Annotated in this window: 16 protein-coding genes and 2 pseudogenes; 9 read left to right on the top strand and 9 right to left on the bottom strand. The window is 75.2% G+C overall.

Features of this window, described 5'->3' with window-relative positions:
- The first annotated feature begins 2 nt into the window (after window positions 1-2).
- Window positions 3-581 (top strand): TetR/AcrR family transcriptional regulator, encoded by a 579-nt coding sequence (locus Athai_RS04545; protein WP_203960304.1) that lies wholly within the window; start codon window positions 3-5, stop codon window positions 579-581.
- A gap of 18 nt (window positions 582-599) precedes the next feature.
- On the opposite strand, the gene Athai_RS04540 is transcribed toward Athai_RS04545, so the two are convergent.
- The 8 genes and pseudogenes from Athai_RS04540 to Athai_RS04510 form a co-directional block, all read right to left on the bottom strand.
- The gene (locus tag Athai_RS04540; protein WP_203960303.1) at window positions 600-1,349 is read right to left on the bottom strand and encodes a class I fructose-bisphosphate aldolase; all 750 of its coding nucleotides are present in this window, start codon (window positions 1,347-1,349) and stop codon (window positions 600-602) included.
- Between the two features lie 132 nt (window positions 1,350-1,481).
- Window positions 1,482-1,724, bottom strand: coding sequence for an acyl carrier protein (locus tag Athai_RS04535; RefSeq protein WP_239156718.1), 243 nt, complete (start codon window positions 1,722-1,724; stop codon window positions 1,482-1,484).
- Complete coding sequence (locus tag Athai_RS04530; RefSeq protein ID WP_203960302.1) at window positions 1,721-3,169, bottom strand: dihydrolipoamide acetyltransferase family protein; 1,449 nt, start codon at window positions 3,167-3,169, stop codon at window positions 1,721-1,723. The genes Athai_RS04535 and Athai_RS04530 overlap by 4 nt, the downstream gene beginning before the upstream one ends.
- A 3-nt stretch (window positions 3,170-3,172) precedes the next feature.
- On the bottom strand, window positions 3,173-4,168 hold the full coding sequence (locus Athai_RS04525; RefSeq protein WP_203960301.1) for an alpha-ketoacid dehydrogenase subunit beta: 996 nt from the start codon (window positions 4,166-4,168) through the stop codon (window positions 3,173-3,175).
- Window positions 4,165-5,133, bottom strand: coding sequence for a pyruvate dehydrogenase (acetyl-transferring) E1 component subunit alpha (pdhA, locus tag Athai_RS04520; RefSeq protein WP_203960300.1), 969 nt, complete (start codon window positions 5,131-5,133; stop codon window positions 4,165-4,167). The genes Athai_RS04525 and pdhA overlap by 4 nt, the downstream gene beginning before the upstream one ends.
- On the bottom strand, window positions 5,130-5,423 hold the full coding sequence (locus Athai_RS33875; protein ID WP_239157352.1) for an AMP-binding enzyme: 294 nt from the start codon (window positions 5,421-5,423) through the stop codon (window positions 5,130-5,132). The genes pdhA and Athai_RS33875 overlap by 4 nt, the downstream gene beginning before the upstream one ends.
- Window positions 5,424-5,651: 228 nt before the next feature.
- Window positions 5,652-6,883 (bottom strand): annotated as a pseudogene (locus Athai_RS04515) (AMP-binding protein); the annotation flags it as partial.
- Between the two features lie 28 nt (window positions 6,884-6,911).
- Complete coding sequence (locus Athai_RS04510) at window positions 6,912-7,760, bottom strand: universal stress protein (RefSeq protein WP_203960299.1); 849 nt, start codon at window positions 7,758-7,760, stop codon at window positions 6,912-6,914.
- Between the two features lie 631 nt (window positions 7,761-8,391).
- Between Athai_RS04510 and Athai_RS04505 the strand changes: the two genes are divergently transcribed.
- Complete coding sequence (locus Athai_RS04505; protein WP_203960298.1) at window positions 8,392-9,039, top strand: Rv1733c family protein; 648 nt, start codon at window positions 8,392-8,394, stop codon at window positions 9,037-9,039.
- A 31-nt stretch (window positions 9,040-9,070) separates the two neighbouring features.
- Here the strand turns inward: Athai_RS04505 and Athai_RS04500 are convergent, their stop codons facing one another.
- Complete coding sequence (locus Athai_RS04500) at window positions 9,071-9,772, bottom strand: CBS domain-containing protein (RefSeq protein ID WP_203960297.1); 702 nt, start codon at window positions 9,770-9,772, stop codon at window positions 9,071-9,073.
- A 303-nt stretch (window positions 9,773-10,075) separates the two neighbouring features.
- On the opposite strand from Athai_RS04500, the gene Athai_RS04495 reads away from it, so the two are divergent.
- From Athai_RS04495 to Athai_RS35195, 7 genes and pseudogenes are all read left to right on the top strand, one after another.
- Window positions 10,076-10,516, top strand: a complete 441-nt coding sequence (locus tag Athai_RS04495) for a hypothetical protein (protein ID WP_203960296.1) — start codon at window positions 10,076-10,078, stop codon at window positions 10,514-10,516.
- Window positions 10,513-11,418, top strand: a complete 906-nt coding sequence (locus tag Athai_RS04490; protein WP_203960295.1) for a hypothetical protein — start codon at window positions 10,513-10,515, stop codon at window positions 11,416-11,418. The genes Athai_RS04495 and Athai_RS04490 overlap by 4 nt, the downstream gene beginning before the upstream one ends.
- A complete protein-coding gene (locus Athai_RS04485; RefSeq protein WP_203960294.1) occupies window positions 11,405-12,685 on the top strand; it encodes a V-type ATPase 116kDa subunit family protein in 1,281 nt (426 codons plus the stop codon). The genes Athai_RS04490 and Athai_RS04485 overlap by 14 nt, the downstream gene beginning before the upstream one ends.
- Window positions 12,682-13,101 (top strand): ATP synthase subunit C, encoded by a 420-nt coding sequence (locus tag Athai_RS04480; RefSeq protein ID WP_203960293.1) that lies wholly within the window; start codon window positions 12,682-12,684, stop codon window positions 13,099-13,101. The genes Athai_RS04485 and Athai_RS04480 overlap by 4 nt, the downstream gene beginning before the upstream one ends.
- Window positions 13,098-13,343: a hypothetical protein gene (locus Athai_RS04475; protein WP_203960292.1), complete on the top strand. Its 246-nt coding sequence runs from the start codon at window positions 13,098-13,100 to the stop codon at window positions 13,341-13,343. Before Athai_RS04480 ends, Athai_RS04475 begins: the two co-directional genes overlap by 4 nt.
- Window positions 13,340-13,831, top strand: coding sequence for a hypothetical protein (locus Athai_RS04470; RefSeq protein WP_203960291.1), 492 nt, complete (start codon window positions 13,340-13,342; stop codon window positions 13,829-13,831). Before Athai_RS04475 ends, Athai_RS04470 begins: the two co-directional genes overlap by 4 nt.
- Window positions 13,819-15,171, top strand: a pseudogene (locus tag Athai_RS35195) (V-type ATP synthase subunit A); the annotation flags it as partial. The gene Athai_RS04470 and the pseudogene Athai_RS35195, both read left to right, overlap by 13 nt.
- Window positions 15,172-15,280 lie beyond the last annotated feature (109 nt).

The raw sequence follows: 15,280 nt of genomic DNA, 5'->3' as shown, positions 1-15,280 counted from the left end.
GCATGGCCCGATGGCAACCGGAGACGACCGAGCGGTTGATCGTCGCGGCGGTCGACCTGTTCGGCGAGCAGGGGTACGACGCCACCACGGTCGCGCAGATCGCCGAGCGGGCCGGCGTCACCAAGAGCACCTTCTTCCGGCACTTCTCCGACAAGCGGGAACTGCTGGTCGCCGGCCAGGAGACGCTGAGCCGGCTGCTCGCCGAGGGGATCGCCGACGCGCCAGCGAACGCCAGCCCGCTGCAGGCCGTCGCCGCCGGGCTCGAACGCGCCTCCGGCGCCATGGGGCCGACCAACCGCGAACTCGGCCCCCGGCTGAAGGCCGCGGTCGAGGCCAGCACCGAACTCCAGGAACGAGACGCCCTCAAGAGCGTCGGGCTCGCCGCCGCGATGGCCGCCGCCCTGCTCGCCCGCGGCGTACCCGATCCGACCGCGCACCTCGCCGCCGAGCTGGGTGTTCTCGCCTTCAAACGGGGCTTCACCCAGTGGATCGACGGCGACCGCAGCGACGACCGCGGCTTCGCGCACCACGCGCTGACCGCCCTGCGGGAGCTGCACGCCGCCACCACGTCGCTGGGCTGAACCGGCGGCCACCAGCTCTCAGCCGGCCCCGGCCAGGATCCGCTGTAGCTGCCCGACCAACCGCAACGACTCCTCGTGCTCCCGCTGCCAGACGTTCCGTCCGAAGATCAGCCCGGTCGCGCCCGCCCGGATGGACTGCCGCGCCTTGTCGAGCATCTCCGCATCACCCGCCCGGGCGCCACCGGACACCAGCAGCAGCGTCCGGTTGGCGGACCGTACCACCGCGGCGATGGCGTCCTGGCTGTCGATCGGCCGCCGGTACGCGGCCGGCACCTGGTCCTGCTTCTCCGGGTGCGGAAAGTTGACCTTCACCACGTCGGCGCCGAGCTCGCTGGCCACCCGCGCCGCGTAGTCGACCGCGTAGAACGAGTCGCGCCCGCCCTTGCCCTCGATCGCCGCCCCGCGCGGGTACGCCCACACCACCAGCGGCATGCCGAGCAGCCGCGCCTGTTCGCGGACCTCCCGGTACTGCGCGAAGTCGGCACCGGCCGCGGGCGTCCCGACGTACATCGTGTAGCCGACGGCGTCGGCACCCAGCCGCACCGCCTCGGCGACCGAGGCGTGCAGCGGGGACAGCGCCTCGGCATCGGACGGGATGTCGGTCTTGCCGTTGAGCTTGAGGATCAGCGGGATCTCGCCCGCGTACTCCCAGTGGAACTTCTCGGCCAGGCCGATCTGCAGCACGATGCCGTTGAAGCCACCCTCGACCGCGAGCTTGAGCACGTAGCGCGGGTCGCCCGCGGCCGGGTTGGCCGCGAAGTCCCTCATCCGTGCTCGAATCCCTGGTCGTACGGCAGGAACAGCGCCCTGCCGTTGCGCTGGCCGTGTTGGTAGAGGATCCGGTTCAGCCGCGTCGTCTGCCCGGGGCCGAGCCCGCGCCCGGCGAGGCGGCCGGCCGGCTCAGGCGGCGCGCTGGACGAAGGCGGTCGCGTCGGCGATGGTCGCAAGGTCGTCATAGTCGGACTCCTCGATCCTGGTTCCGGTGCGGGTACTGAGGTTCTCGACGAAGGACAGGAAGTCCAGCGAGTCGAGCCCGGCGGCCTCCCGCAGCGGATCGTCGGGATCGATCCGCTGCGGGTCGGCCTCGGGCGCGATCATCAGCAACGAGTCGAGGACCGCCTGGCGTGCATCGTGCGTGTTCACAGCTCCTCCGGGTGGTTGAGGTGCCGGTCGATCCGGCGCAGGTACCGTGCTCCCACCGCGCCGTCGGTCACCCGGTGATCCGCGGACAGGCTCACCGTGACGACGGGCCGCACCCCGATCAGGCCGTCGAGGGCCCAGGGCCGTTCGACCACGGTGCCGAAGCCGACCAGGGCAACCTGCGGTGGGTAGATGACGCCGAACAGCGCTTCGACACCCTGGTCACCCAGGTTCGACACGGTGATCGACGGCTCGGCCAGTTCGGCGTTGCGCAGCCGACCCAGCCGCGCTCGGGACACCAGGTCCTTGAGCCGGGTCATCAACTCCGTCAGCGGAAGTTCGTCGGCATCGTCGATACCGGGCACGAGCAGGCCTTCGGGCAACGATGTCGCGAGCCCGAGCCGAACCCGGTTCGCCGCCCGGAACTTTCCCTCGACGAAGTGGCCGTTGAGCTGCGGTACTTCGCGGACTGCCCGTGCCGCGGCCTTCGCCAGCAGCGCGGCGGGCAGGATCCGCCGATCCACCGGCAGTTGCCGGTTTTGCCGGTGCAGCCAGTCCAGGGCGGTGCCGAGGTCCACCGTGGTGCTCAGGTAGTAGTGCGGGATCTCCCGCTTGGCCCGCGCCATCAGCGCCGCGGTGGCCGCCCGCCGGGCCTCGTGCCGGTCCGGTACCGGTGCGGGCCGGCGCCCCGGGCCGGCGCCGGGTCGGGCCCCGGTGGCCGCATCGGGCGCGGTCGGTGCGGCGCTGGCGGCGATCGGTGTCGCACCGGCCGCGGCGGGCTCGGCAGCGGCGGCGGGGGCCGGTGCCGACTCGGCGCCGGCTGCGGCGGGAGCGGTACCGGCCGCCACGGCCGAACGCACGTCCACGGCCCGAATCTCGCCCGCCGCACCGGAACCGGTGACCTGCGCCAGGTCGACGCCGAGATCGGCGGCGACCCTGCGGGCCAGCGGCGAGGCGGGGCGCGCCGATCTCGTCGGGTGCGAGACCGGCGCCTCCTCGGCGACCGGTGCGGCCGGCTCCGGCGCCGCTGCGGGTGCCGGCTCTACGGATGCCGGCTCGACCGACGCCGGCGCCACCTCGGATGCCGGCGCCGCTCGTGCCGGCTCGGCCGGCGCCACCTCGGATGCGGGCCCCGGCTCGACCGGTGCCGGCTCGACCGACCCCGGGGCCACCGCCGCTGTCGGCACCACGGGCTCCGGTGCGGCCGGTTCGGCTGCGTCGTCGATGACGGCGAGCGGGGTGCCGACCGGTACCCGGGTGCCCTCGTCGACGAGCAGGGTCTGCACCGTGCCCGAGGTGAAGCACTCGACGTCGATCGCCGCCTTGTCCGTGTCGACCACGGCGACCAGGTCCCCCCGCCGGACGCGGTCGCCGGGACGCACCAGCCACTGCAGCAGCGTTCCCTCGTCCATGTCGGCGCCGAGGGAGGGCATCCGGAACTCTGCCATCGCTCAGCCCACCGCTCGTCGGGCCGCCGCGACCACGTCGTCCGGGCCGGGCAGCGCGGCCTGTTCCAGGTGACCGGCGTAGGGCATCGGCACCTCCGCCGCGCACACCCGTTCCACCGGCGCGTCCAACTCGTAGAACACCCGCTCGGTGATCCGGGCGGCGATCTCGGCGGCGAGGCTGCCGCTGCGCCAGCCCTCGTCCACGACCACCGCGCGGTGGGTACGGCGTACCGAGCCGACGATCGCGTCCTCGTCCAGCGGCCGGAGCACCCGCAGGTCCAGTACCTCGGCCGAGATACCTTGGCCGGCCAGGGTTTCCGCCGCCGCGAGTGCGACGCCGAGGGTGCCGCCGTAGCCGATCAGCGTCACGTCGTCGCCGTCCCGGCGCACCGCGGCCGAGTCGATGTCGACCTCGTCGAGATCGTCGGAACCGGCGACGTTGTAGAGGGTGCCGTGTTCGAAGATCAGCACCGGGTCCGGATCGGCGAGCGCGGGGGCCAGCATCCGGCGGGCGTCGGTGACGGTGGCCGGCGCCAGTACCCGGATGCCGGGAATGTGGGCGTACCAGCCTTCCAGGCTGTGCGAGTGCTGCGCGGCGAGTTGCCGCCCGGCACCGGTGGTCATCCGGATGACCAGCGGCACGCTCAGCTGCCCGCCGGACATGTACGAGAAGGTCGCGGCGTTGTTGAGGATCTGGTCCAGCGACAGCAGGCTGAAGTTGACCGTCATGATCTCCACGATCGGTCGCATCCCGGCCAGCGCGGCCCCGATCCCGGCCCCGACGAACGCGGACTCCGACAGCGGGGTGTCCCGGATCCGGTCCGGGCCGTACTCCTCCAGCAGCCCCAGGCTGACGCCGAAGCAGCCGCCGTAGCGCCCGACGTCCTCGCCCATCAGGAACACCCGGTCGTCGGCGTCGAGCGCGTCGCGGATGGCGGCCCGGATGGCTTCCCGGTACGTCGGGTGGCCGGCCGCGGGCGCGGCGGGCGGGTTGGTCATGACGGCACCTCGGGTTCGGTGAGCACGAACCGGGTCAGGTCGGAGACCGGTTCCCGCGGAGCGGACTCGGCCGCGCCGACCGCGGCATCGATCTCGCGCCCGACCGAGGCCTCCAGCTCGGTCCGGTCCTGCTCGGTCAGCTCGCCCGACCCGAGCAGCTCGGCGGCGTACGTGTCGATCGGGTCGCGCTGCTTCCACCGGTCGATCTCGGCCGCGTCCCGGTACCGGTCCGAGTCGTACATGCTGTGCGCCCGGAACCGGTAGGTGCGCAGCTCGAGGAAGCACGGTTCCCCGGTGGCGGCGACCTGCGCCCGGGCCCGGTGGGCCGCCGCCGCCACGGCCGACACGTCCATCCCGTCGACCGGCCAGGCCACCATTCCGTACGACGCGGCACGCAGCGCGAGGTCGGTCTGTGCCTGCGCGCGATGCAGCGCGGTGCCCATCGCGTACCGGTTGTTCTCGCAGCAGAACAGGACCGGCAGCCGCCAGAGTGCCGCCAGGTTCAGGCATTCGTGGAACTCGCCCTCGGCGACCGCACCGTCGCCGAAGAAGCATGCGGTGACCCGGTCGGCGCCGCGCATCCGGTCCGCCAGCGCGAGTCCGACGGCGATCGGCAGGCCGCCACCGACGATCGCGTTCCCGCCGTAGAAGCGCCGGGACACGTCGAACAGGTGCATCGAACCTCCCCGTCCGCGGCTGCATCCGGTGGCCTTCCCGTACATCTCCGCGAGCACGGCGGTCATCGGCACCCCGCGGGCGAGCGCGTGGCCGTGCTCGCGGTAGGTGGACACGACGTTGTCGTCCGCGCCGAGCGCGTCGAACACGCCGGCGGCCACGGCCTCCTCCCCGATGTACAGGTGCATGAAGCCGCGGATCTTCCGCGCGCTGTACAGCTCGACGCAGCGTTCCTCGAAGCGCCGGATGCGCAGCATCGAGGCGAACAGGTCGCGACCGCGCGCGTTCATGGCTGGCTCTCCAGGGTGGACAGGTCGCCGGCGTCCAGCCCGAGGTCACGCGCCCGGAGCAGCCGGCGCAGCACCTTCCCGCTCCGGGTGTGCGGCAGGTTCGGCTCGAACGCGATCTCGCGCGGGGCGATGCCACCCAGCCGGAGGCGGGCGAACGCCAGCAGTTCCTGCCGGAGCGGCTCGGTCGGCCGCTCGCCCGGCCGCAGCGTGACGAACGCCTTGACCCGCTCCCCGGCCACCGGATCCGGCCGGCCGATCACGCCGGCCTCCAGCACCGCCGGATGATCCATCAGTACCGACTCGACCTCGAACGGGCCGATCAGGTGTCCGGCCGACTTGATCACGTCGTCGGCGCGACCGGCGAACCAGTAGTAGCCGTCGGCGTCGCGGCGGGCGATGTCCCCGGTCAGGTACCAGTCGTCGGCGAAGCAGCCCGCGTAGCGTTCCGGCTGATCGAGGTAGTCGCGAAACATCGACGGCCACCCGCGCCGCAACGCGATCTCGCCCTCCACCTCCGGCTCGACGATCGGGGTGACCGCCCCGCCGGTCACCCGCGCCCGGCCGTCCGGGCCGCGGGCCAGCAGCGCCACCTCGATCCCCGGCATCGGCAGGCCCATCGAACCGGGGCGGATGTCGACCGCCGGGAAGTTGCTGATCATGATCGAGCCGGTCTCGGTCTGCCACCAGGTGTCGTGGAACGGATGCCGCAGCGTCGCCGTGCTCCACCGCACCGCTGCGGCGTCGAGCGGCTCGCCGACGCTGGCGGCGTGGCGCAGCCGCGAGAGGTCGTAGTCGCCCGGCAACTCGTCGCCGTACCGCATCAGCATCCGGATCGCGGTCGGCGCGGTGTACCAGACGGTGACCCGCATCCGGTCGAGAATGCGGTACCACCGGCGCGCCTCGAAGTCGGCGGCGACGCTGACCACGGTCACCCCGTGCATCAGCGGTGCGAGGATGCCGTAGGACGTTCCGGTCACCCAGCCGGGATCGGCGGTGCACCAGAACACGTCGTCGGGCCGCAGGTCCAGGGCGAACCGGGCGCTGGCGTAGTGCGCGACGGCCGCGTCGTGCACGTGCACGGCGCCCTTCGGCCGGCCGGTGGTTCCGCTGGTGAAGTGCAGCAGTGCCGGCTGCTCCGGATCTGTCGCCGGGATCTCGTACCGGCCCCGGGCGGAGCGCAACGCCGCATCGAGGGCGACCGTACCGGGCGGGGCGGTGTCCGCGTCGGCGATCAGCACGTGGCGCAGCTCGGGTAGCCGGTCGCGCAGCGGGGCGATCCTGCGGGCGTACAGCTGCGCCGTGGTCACCAGCACCCGCGCCCGGCTCAACGACAGGCGCTGCGCGACCGGTTCGGGCCCGAACGCGGGAACAGCGGGGTGTAGACGGCGCCGCGCTTCATCGTGCCGAGCGCGGCGACGTAGAGGGCCGGCCGCGGCGTCAGGTACGTGCAGACCCGCTCGCCGGCGCCGACCCCCAGCTCGGCGAGCAGGTTCGCGAACCGGCTCGTCGCCTCGGCCAGCTCACCGTAGGTCAGCTCGCTGATCTCGGTGTCGGACCGGACGAACCGGATCGCCGCCTTGTCCCGCAACGGTGCCGCATGCCGGTCGACCGCCTCGTACGCGAGGTTCAAGCCCCGCCCGCCGGGCAGCCCGTCGAGCCAGCCGCGTGCCTGTGACCAGGTGAAGTCACGGCGGGCGGCCCGGTAGTCGGCCAGGTTCGGCGTGCCCGGCCGCACGAACGGCTGCACCATCGGAAGCCTCCTTCGCCCAGCCCGGCGCTCACTCGGCCGAGTTGCGGACCACGGCCACCGGGCAGTGGGTGTGCCGGAGCAGCCCCTGGCTGACCGAACCGAGCAGGAGCCCGGAGAACCCGCCGCGCCCGCGGGCCCCGACCACCGCGAGCCGCGCGGTGCTCGACTGCTCCACCAGCAGGGCGGCCGGGTGGCCGCGCAGGTCCCGTACCTCCAAGGTCACCTTCGGGTACTTCTGGTGCCAGCGTTCCAGCTGCTCGTAGCTGGCGACGGCAGCGTCCTCCTCGTCCGGGTCGGCCAGATCCGGCGCGTGCGCCGGCCGTTCGGGCCACACCCGTACCGCGACCAGCGGCGCGCGGTGCGCGGCGGCCTCCTCGAACGCCCAGCCGATCGCCGGGTCGCTGGCCGGCCCGTCCACCCCCAGCACGATCGGGCCGTCGGCGTGCCCGCCGTCACCGGAGGGCACCACCACGACCGGTCGGGAACAGTGCTCGGCCAGCTGCATGCTCACCGAGCCGGCCAGCAGCCCGGAGAACCCGCCGAGGCCGCGGCTGCCGACCACCACCAGGGACGCCTGTTCGGCGGCGAGCAGCAGCCGCCGAGCCGCCGGGCCGTTGTCCAGCCGGCTGGTGACCTGCACCGAGCCGGCCTGCTCTCGGGCCCGGTCGGCCATCCGCAGCACCATCTGCCGGGCCTGCTGCCGCGGGTCGTAGCCGGCCGGTACCCCGCTGAACGGGATGCCCATGATCGGCCACTCGAACGCGTACAGCACGCTCAGCGCGGTGTCCCGGCGCACCGCCTCCGCCGCCGCCCAGTCCAGTGCCGCCTCGCTCCAACTCGATCCGTCCACCCCGACCACGATCGGCGCGTTGCGCATCGTGCACCCCCTGCTGTTTGCGCCGGACCCACCGCGAGGCGAGGCACCGGCCGGACGGTCTCCTGCTATCAGGGTGGCAACGGCGGCCGGGCGCGGGCAGTACCGAACAGCCCGGTGAACTCGGGCCATCCGTACCCGGGTCGGGCACCCGTCCGGGCCGCCAGCGGGCCCGGCGGACCGGCTCGCCGGACCGGCCGGACGGACCGGCCCGGCGGACCAGCCCGGCGGACCGGCCCGGCGGTCCGGCGGTCCGCCGCGCCGGCCGGGCCGGTGTCGTTGTCCACAGCGGAGTCGTACATGTCGGATGCTTCGCTTCCGGTCGAGAACGCGGCACCCACCGGTGCCCGGCCCGCGGCCACGATGCGGTGGGGCGCGGCGAGCAGTGCCGAACGGTTCGGGCCGGCCGGGACCATCGCCGGGCGGGGACGCCGGGCACCACCCGCGGCGGGCCGACAAGCCCGGTCCGGCCAGGGCGACGGGCCGTCCGAGAGGGGCCGGACATCCCTGGGGTGGCACCGGCGCCGCACTGACGATGGTGATGTGCCGCGGGATCGTCGTTCCCGAGCCGGTGCCGCGACCCGAGCATCGAAGCGTGGACCGGACCGGTGGGACCAGACCAGTGGGAGTTGCCATGTCGACCAGACACCGGAACCGCCGGGGTGGACGGCCACCGACCTGGCCGCGGCGCACCATCCGCCAGCTCCGGCCAGGCCGGAACCCGCTGTGCCGGCGATCGGACCGGATCGAGGCCGCCGTACTGCGCGTCGCGGGCGTCGCGTTGCTGGTGGGCGTCGCGATCGGCGTCCTGGTCGGCGCGCAGTCGGCGGCACGTGCCGAACGCGCCGCCCGGCAGGCCAGCGCCGGTACCCATCCGTATCGCGTCGTCCTGCTGCGCACCGCACCCGCCGCGGCGCCCGTGTCGGGCCAAACCAGTACCGTCGGCGACCGGACGTCCGCCCCGGCGCGGTGGCGCACCCCGGCCGGCACCCGGACCGGTACCGTCCAGGTCGCCGCCGGCACGCCCGCCGGCGCCCGGGTGACCGTCTGGTTCGACGCGCGCGGCCACCAGACCACCCGCCCCGAATCGCGCCTGGGTACCGTCCTGGACGGCATCGGTTCCGGCCTGTCGGTGTCCGTGGGCACCGCCACCGCCGGCGCGCTGCTCGTCTTCGGTACCCGACTGCTGCTGGACCGGCGCCGGCTTCGTGACTGGGATCGGGGCTGGCAGCGCGTCGAACCGATCTGGAGCCGCCGGCCGCGCCGGGACCACCGCACCTGACGGTGAGCCCGGCGCCGGCCCGCATCGGTCGTCAGGCGCGAAGCGGGCCGTACGGCGGGGTCGGACCGGGGACGGGGCGCGCTTCGGGCCGAGCAGCCACCAGCTTGTCGACGACGTCGACCACACCACTGATCATCCAGGTCAGATGCACGGCGATGGGGATGCCGGCAGCCCGTTCGAGTTGGCCGGACAGGGTGACGACCCCGTCCGAGACCTCGACCGACACCTCCGACGGGTCGGTGGCGAGCGCGCCCCGGACGACGTCGCGCAGCACCTCGGCCCGGATCTGCCGATCGCTGCGCAGGAAGTCACGGAGCAGGTCGTTGCGTGCGACGATGCCGACCAGCAGGCCCGCATCGTCGAGTACCGGCAGGTGCTTGACCTTGCCGTCTCGCATCAGTCGTGCCGCCTGCGGCACGGTGGCGCCGGCCGACACGGCGCGCGCCGGTGCCGACATCAGTCCGGTGACGCGATCGCTGGCCGCCTTCACCTGGGCGTGTCGTCGCTTGCGGCGGGTGAGCAGGCCGGGCCGCACCGCGTCCTCGACGAGCGCCACCTTGGCCAGCAGGTCGGACTCGGAGACCACGCCGACCACGTGGCCCTGCCCGTCGAGCACCGGCAGGGCGCCGACCCTGTTGGCCAGCAACAGTTCCGTCGCCTGCTTGTACGTCGTGTCCTCGTTCGCGGTGACCACCGGCGCGCTCATCACGTCCCGGACCGTGGTCGTTGTCACGGTGACCTCCTCAGGCCGGTTCGGCGGCGAGGCCTCGAAGGCGTCGTTTCGGCCCGTTCGAGCGCTCGGGCATCGATCGACCGATTCGGCGCGCGGGCCCCGTCCGTTCCGACCACGCAAGCACCCGCCGCCGTCGCGGTACAGGGCCGTGCGGCCCCGGCGCCGAGGGCCGACGGCCGGCCCACCCCCGCGCAGCGGTCCGGTACGCGCCCCGAACGGCCCGGATGGCAGGCCCGTTCGGCCCTGGCAAGGGATGCCGGCCGCACCCAATCTGGCGGTGAAACGGTGCCCCGAGGGGGAAGCATGGTCTCCGCGCGACGGTTCCTGGACCGGTTCCGACCGGTCGGCGTACCCGGTGGCGTGCTGCCGGCCGGGCCCGCGACCCACCGGACCCGAGCCGCCGAGCAGGAGCTGGCGCCGGTGTTCGACGCCCTCGCCGGCGCCGGGCGCCAGGCCGACCGGATCCGGGCGGACGCTCGCACGGTCGCCGCGGCACACCGGCGGATGGCGCAGCAGGAAGCGGACCGGATCGCCGCGGCCGCCGCGGCGGCGGTCGACGCGATCCGTGCTGCCGCCGCCGAGCGCCGGCGCCGCGAATCGGCGGCCAGCACCGTCCGGGCGGAACAGGACAGCGCCCGCGCCGCGGCGGAGCTGTCCTCCCGGCTCGACTCGCGGATCCCCGCGCTGGCCGAACTGCTCACCGAGCGGATCGTCACGGACCTCCCGGCGGAGCCGGAACCGTGAGTGCGCGCTGGGCGGCAGGCGCGGTACGGTCCCGCGGCCTGCTGAGCCGCCGGCTCGGCCGGGACCGGGCCCGCCGGCTGGCGGCGTCGGCGTCGCTGACCGCCGCCGTCACCGCGTTGGGCGACACCGCGTACCGCGAGCGGATCCGGCCCGGCACCGACCTCACCGCCGCGCAGCGGGCCGTCGCCGCCGAACTGCTGTGGCAGCTGCGGATCCTCGCCGGCTGGCAACCCGCGGCCGGCGCCCGGATCATCCGGTGCGTCGCCGGCTGGTACGAGGTGGACAACATCGTCGGCCACGCCCGCCGCCTCGACGGCGCGCCCGCCGCACCGCCGTACGAACTGGGTGCCCTGGACACCGCGTGGTCGCGGGTCGCGGTCACCACCGGCCCGGCGACCATGCGGGCGGCGCTCGCCGGCTCGGCCTGGGGCGATCCGGGTAGGCCCGACGCCGAACTGGACACGAGGCTGCGGCTGGTGTGGGCGCGCCGGGTCGCGGCGACCGCCGCCGAGACCGACGCGTGGGCCGCCGGTGCCGCCGCCGTGGTGCTGGCCCGCCAACGGTTCCTGGCCGGTACCGCGGCGTGGATCCCCGCCGAGCTGCTCGCCGGCCACCGGCCGGACCTGTCCTCGTGGCCGGCGTTCACCGCCTCGCTGCCGCCCCGCGCGGGGTGGGCGGTCGCGGGCGTGGCCGGTCCGGCCGACCTGTGGCGCGCCGAGCCGGCCTGGTGGCGGCGGGTGGAACTCGATGCCGCGAGCCTGGCCCGGCGCGGCCGGCCCGGCCCCGACGCGCTGGTCGGCACCGTGGCGCTGCTCGCGGCGGACGCCCGCCGGGTGACCGCCGCGCTGGAGCTCGCCGCGCGGGGCGGCCGGCCGCTGGAGGCGTTCGATGCGGTGGTCTGACCTGTACCGGCAGCTCGGCCCGGTGTCCATGCGGCGCATCGCGATCGTGGCACCGGCCGCGGCCATGCGCAGTGCGCTGGCGGTGGTCGGCGCGGCCGGGGTGGTCGACGTGGACGAGCCGCCCGGCCGGGACGGCACCGGGCCGGCCGGGCTGCCCGGTTACCTGGCCGCCGCGGTACGGCACGACCAGGTCGCGGCGCTGCTCGGCTGGTGTCCCCGCGGCGCGCTGCGCGACCTGGCGTGCCGGCTGCGCGCGGTCGGCGCGGCACCGGTACCGCTGCCGACGCCACCCGGCACGGAGCCGCCGACGCTGCTGCCGGCCGGCCCGGTCCGGCGCTCGGTGGCACCGTTGGTCGGCACCTACCAGACGGTCGCCTACCCGGACGTGGATCCGACGGTGCTCGCCGGCGTCGCGTACGTGGCGATGTTCGGCATCATGTTCGGCGACGTCGGGCACGGGTTGTTGCTGACCGGCTTCGCCCTCGCCGTACGGTTCGGCACCTGGCCGCGGCTGGCGCGGCTGCGTGCCGGCTGGCCGTTCCTCGCCGGCGCGGGCGTCGCCTCGGTCGCGGCGGGTGCCGCCTACGGCGAGTTCTTCGGACCCACCGGCCTGGTACCCGCCCTGTGGCTGCAGCCGCTGACCGACCCGATGCGGTTGCTGACCGCCGGCATCGGCGTCGGCGCGGCGCTGCTGGCCGCCAGCTACACGGTGGGCATCGTCAACCGCTGGCGGGAGGGCGGGCCGGGTGTCGCCCTGTACGCCGCGTCCGGCGTCGCCGGTGCCGCCGTGTTCGTCGGGCTCGCGCTCGGCGCCGTCGGCCTCTTTCTGCACCTGCCGCCGCTGTGGCTGGCCGCCGCGGCACTCACCCTGGTGGGTCTCGGGCTCGCCGCGGTCGGCTTCGCCAGTACGGCCGGCGGCGGCGCCACCGGCATCGCGCAGACGGTGGTCGAGCTGTTCGACACCGCCGTCCGCATCGGCGCGAACCTGGTGTCGTTCGCCCGGCTCGCCGCGTTCGGCCTGACCCACGCCGCGCTCGGCCTCCTCGTCTGGCACGCCGCCGCAGCGCTCGCCGGCCGCGGCGTACTCGGCGTCGTCGCCGCCGCGGTCGTCTTCCTGCTCGGCAACGCGCTGGCGATCGCGCTGGAAGGGCTCGTCGCCGCCGTGCAGGCGCTGCGCCTGGAGTACTACGAGATGTTCTCCCGCATCTTCGGCCCGGCCGGCCGGCCGTACCGGCCCTGGCGTATCACGACCGAGGAGCTGTCATGACCATCTGGATCGCGGCGCTACCCGCCCTGCTCGCGGTGGCGGTCGGGGCCGGCGTGCTGCTGCGCCGGCACCGCCGGCTGGCGGTACGGCTGTTCCTGGCCCTGGATGCGGTGTTGCTGGTGGCCGCGGCGGTCGTCGCGGTGGTGGCGCTCAGCGCCGGCCCGGCACAGGCCGCACCGGCGGCGGCCGGGGCCGCGCCGGGCGGCAACTGGGCCGCGCTGCTCGGCGCCGCGATCTCGGTGGCGGGCTCGTCGATCGGTGCGGGTATCGCGGTGGCGTACACCGGGGCGGCGGCCCTCGCCGCGCTCAGCGAGCGGCCGGAACTGTTCGGCCGGGCGATGGTCATCGTCGGTCTCGCCGAGGGGATCGCCATCTACGGCCTGATCGTGGCCGTCATCGTGATCGGCAAGGCATGAGCGGCGCCGTGCCACCCGTGGATCGCGGCGGTGCCGTGATCATCGGCGAGTGGGCGCGGACCCGCGGGTGGGCGCTGGCCGGGGCCGCCGTGCGGGCCGCCGACGACCCCGCGGCGGTGCACGCGGCGTGGCGGTCGCTGCCGCCGGACACCGTACTGGTGGTCCTCACCCCGGCCGCCGCGGCCGTCCTGGCCGGCGAGCTGACGGCCGGTACCGCCCCGCTGACGGCGGTGCTGCCATGACCGACCTGCTCGAACCGGTCCGGCTGGCGCTGACCGCGCAGGCCCGCGCCGCGGCCCGGGCGGAGGTGGCCGACGCGGAGTCCTGGGCCCGTACGGCGCTCGCCGAGGCACGGCGCCGGGCCACCGCGGCCGTCGCCGCGGCCCGTACCGAGGTCGCCGAGGCGGCCCGGCTCGCCGCGCGCGCCGACGCCGCCGACGCCGACCGGCGGCTCACCCGCGCCCGGCTGACGGCACGGGCCGAGGCGCACCGGCGGCTGCGCGAGCGGGTGCGCGAGACGCTCCGGCTGCGCTGCAGCGACCCGGCGGTACGGGAGCGCATGGCGGCGACGATCCGGTCGGTGCTGGGGGAACCGGCCCGGACCGGCGACGCGCCGGGCGGCGGGATGCTGGGTACCGCGGGCGGCCGCCGGCTCGACCTGTCGGTCACCGCCCTCACCGACCGGGCGATGGACCTCACCCGCGCGATGGAGGACCCATGGCAGGCGTGATCCGGCGTGTCGCCGGCCCGCTGGTCGACTTCGACGTCGCCGACGCCGGCACGGCGGTCGGTGACCTGGTGAGCCTCGGCGCCGCCGGCGTCCCGGGCGAGGTGGTGTCGATCGCCGCCGGCCGCGCGACCACCCAGGCGTACGAGTACACCGGTGGGCTGGCGCCGGGGCAACCGGCGCGGCCGCGGGGCGCACCGCTGTCCGCTGCGCTCGGCCCGCACCTGCTGGGCGGCGTGTTCGACGGGCTGCTGCGGCCCCTGTCGGGTGCGCCCGACTTCCTGGAACCCGGCGCCGGCACCGCGGTCGACACGGTGCCGCGCCGGTTCACCCCGCGGGTCCGTGCCGGCGACGTGCTCGCCGCCGGGGCGGTGCTCGGGGTGCTGGACACCGGCCCCGTCGAGTACCGGGTACTCGTTCCGCCCGGCGGTGGCGGCACCGTGCAGATGGTCGCCGCGGCCGGGCTGCTGCCGCCGGACGCGGTGCTGGCCCGGGTCGGCGACGCGGACGTCCGCCAGCGGTCGGCCTGGCCGGTACGCCGGCCCCGCCCGCACGCCGGCCGGCTCGGCACCGGCCGGTTGCTGCGGACCGGGCAGCGGGTCGTCGACCAGTTCTTCCCGCTGCCGGTGGGCGGCACCGCCGGGGTACCCGGTGGCTTCGGCACGGGCAAGACCCTGCTGCTGCAACAGATCGCGAAGTGGTGCGACGCCGACGTCGTGGTGTACGTGGGGTGCGGCGAGCGCGGCAACGAGATGGCCGAGGTCGTCGCCGACCTCACCGGGCTGACCGATCCGCGAACCGGTGGGCGGCTCGCCGACCGGACGGTGATCATCGCCAACACGTCCAACATGCCGATGATGGCCCGCGAGGCCAGCGTGTACACCGGGGTCACCGTCGCCGAGCACTTCCGGGACATGGGCCTGGACGCCGTCGTCATCGCCGACTCCACGTCCCGGTGGGCCGAGGCGCTGCGCGAGTTCGCCGCGCGTACCGGTGAGCTGCCGGCCGAGGAGGGGTACCCGGCGGGGCTGCCGTCCGCGCTGGCCGCGTTCTACGAGCGGGCCGGCGCGGTCCGCACCCTCGGCGGGGACACCGGTTCGGTCACCATCATCGGGGCGGTGTCCCCGCCCGGCGGCGATCTGACCGAGCCGGTCACCACCTACACGGAGCGGTTCGTCCGGTGCCGCTGGACACTCGACCGCGACCTCGCCTACTCCCGGCACTATCCGGCGGTGTCCTGGTCGGAGTCGTTCTGCCGGGACCTCGGGGCGGCGGCCGCGGCGCACCGCGCGGCGGGCGACGCCGGCTGGCCGGACCGCCGGGACCGGATCCTCGCGGTACTCGCCGAGGCGGACCGGTTGACCACCGTCGCCGAGCTGGTCGGGGTGGACGCCCTCCCCCGGCCGAGCGTGCGGCCCTGCTGTGCGGGCGGCTGGCCCGGGACGCGCTGCT

This window comes from Actinocatenispora thailandica, assembly GCF_016865425.1.
GTDB lineage: Bacteria > Actinomycetota > Actinomycetes > Mycobacteriales > Micromonosporaceae > Actinocatenispora > Actinocatenispora thailandica.
Note: the sequence above shows the minus strand (reverse complement) of the source record. Positions and strands in the feature narration are given on the sequence as shown.

What these genes read in the sequence shown, in the direction of transcription:
- Athai_RS04545 (WP_203960304.1), top strand. Translation starts at nt 3, where the DNA reads ATGGCCCGATGGCAACCGGAGACGACCGAGCGGTTGATCGTCGCGGCG.
- Athai_RS04540 (WP_203960303.1), bottom strand. Translation starts at nt 1,349, where the DNA reads ATGAGGGACTTCGCGGCCAACCCGGCCGCGGGCGACCCGCGCTACGTG.
- Athai_RS04530 (WP_203960302.1), bottom strand. Translation starts at nt 3,169, where the DNA reads ATGGCAGAGTTCCGGATGCCCTCCCTCGGCGCCGACATGGACGAGGGA.
- Athai_RS04525 (WP_203960301.1), bottom strand. Translation starts at nt 4,168, where the DNA reads ATGACCAACCCGCCCGCCGCGCCCGCGGCCGGCCACCCGACGTACCGG.
- pdhA (WP_203960300.1), bottom strand. Translation starts at nt 5,133, where the DNA reads ATGAACGCGCGCGGTCGCGACCTGTTCGCCTCGATGCTGCGCATCCGG.
- Athai_RS33875 (WP_239157352.1), bottom strand. Translation starts at nt 5,423, where the DNA reads ATGGATCATCCGGCGGTGCTGGAGGCCGGCGTGATCGGCCGGCCGGAT.
- Athai_RS04510 (WP_203960299.1), bottom strand. Translation starts at nt 7,760, where the DNA reads ATGCGCAACGCGCCGATCGTGGTCGGGGTGGACGGATCGAGTTGGAGC.
- Athai_RS04505 (WP_203960298.1), top strand. Translation starts at nt 8,392, where the DNA reads ATGTCGACCAGACACCGGAACCGCCGGGGTGGACGGCCACCGACCTGG.
- Athai_RS04495 (WP_203960296.1), top strand. Translation starts at nt 10,076, where the DNA reads ATGGTCTCCGCGCGACGGTTCCTGGACCGGTTCCGACCGGTCGGCGTA.
- Athai_RS04485 (WP_203960294.1), top strand. Translation starts at nt 11,405, where the DNA reads ATGCGGTGGTCTGACCTGTACCGGCAGCTCGGCCCGGTGTCCATGCGG.
- Athai_RS04480 (WP_203960293.1), top strand. Translation starts at nt 12,682, where the DNA reads ATGACCATCTGGATCGCGGCGCTACCCGCCCTGCTCGCGGTGGCGGTC.
- Athai_RS04475 (WP_203960292.1), top strand. Translation starts at nt 13,098, where the DNA reads ATGAGCGGCGCCGTGCCACCCGTGGATCGCGGCGGTGCCGTGATCATC.
- Athai_RS04470 (WP_203960291.1), top strand. Translation starts at nt 13,340, where the DNA reads ATGACCGACCTGCTCGAACCGGTCCGGCTGGCGCTGACCGCGCAGGCC.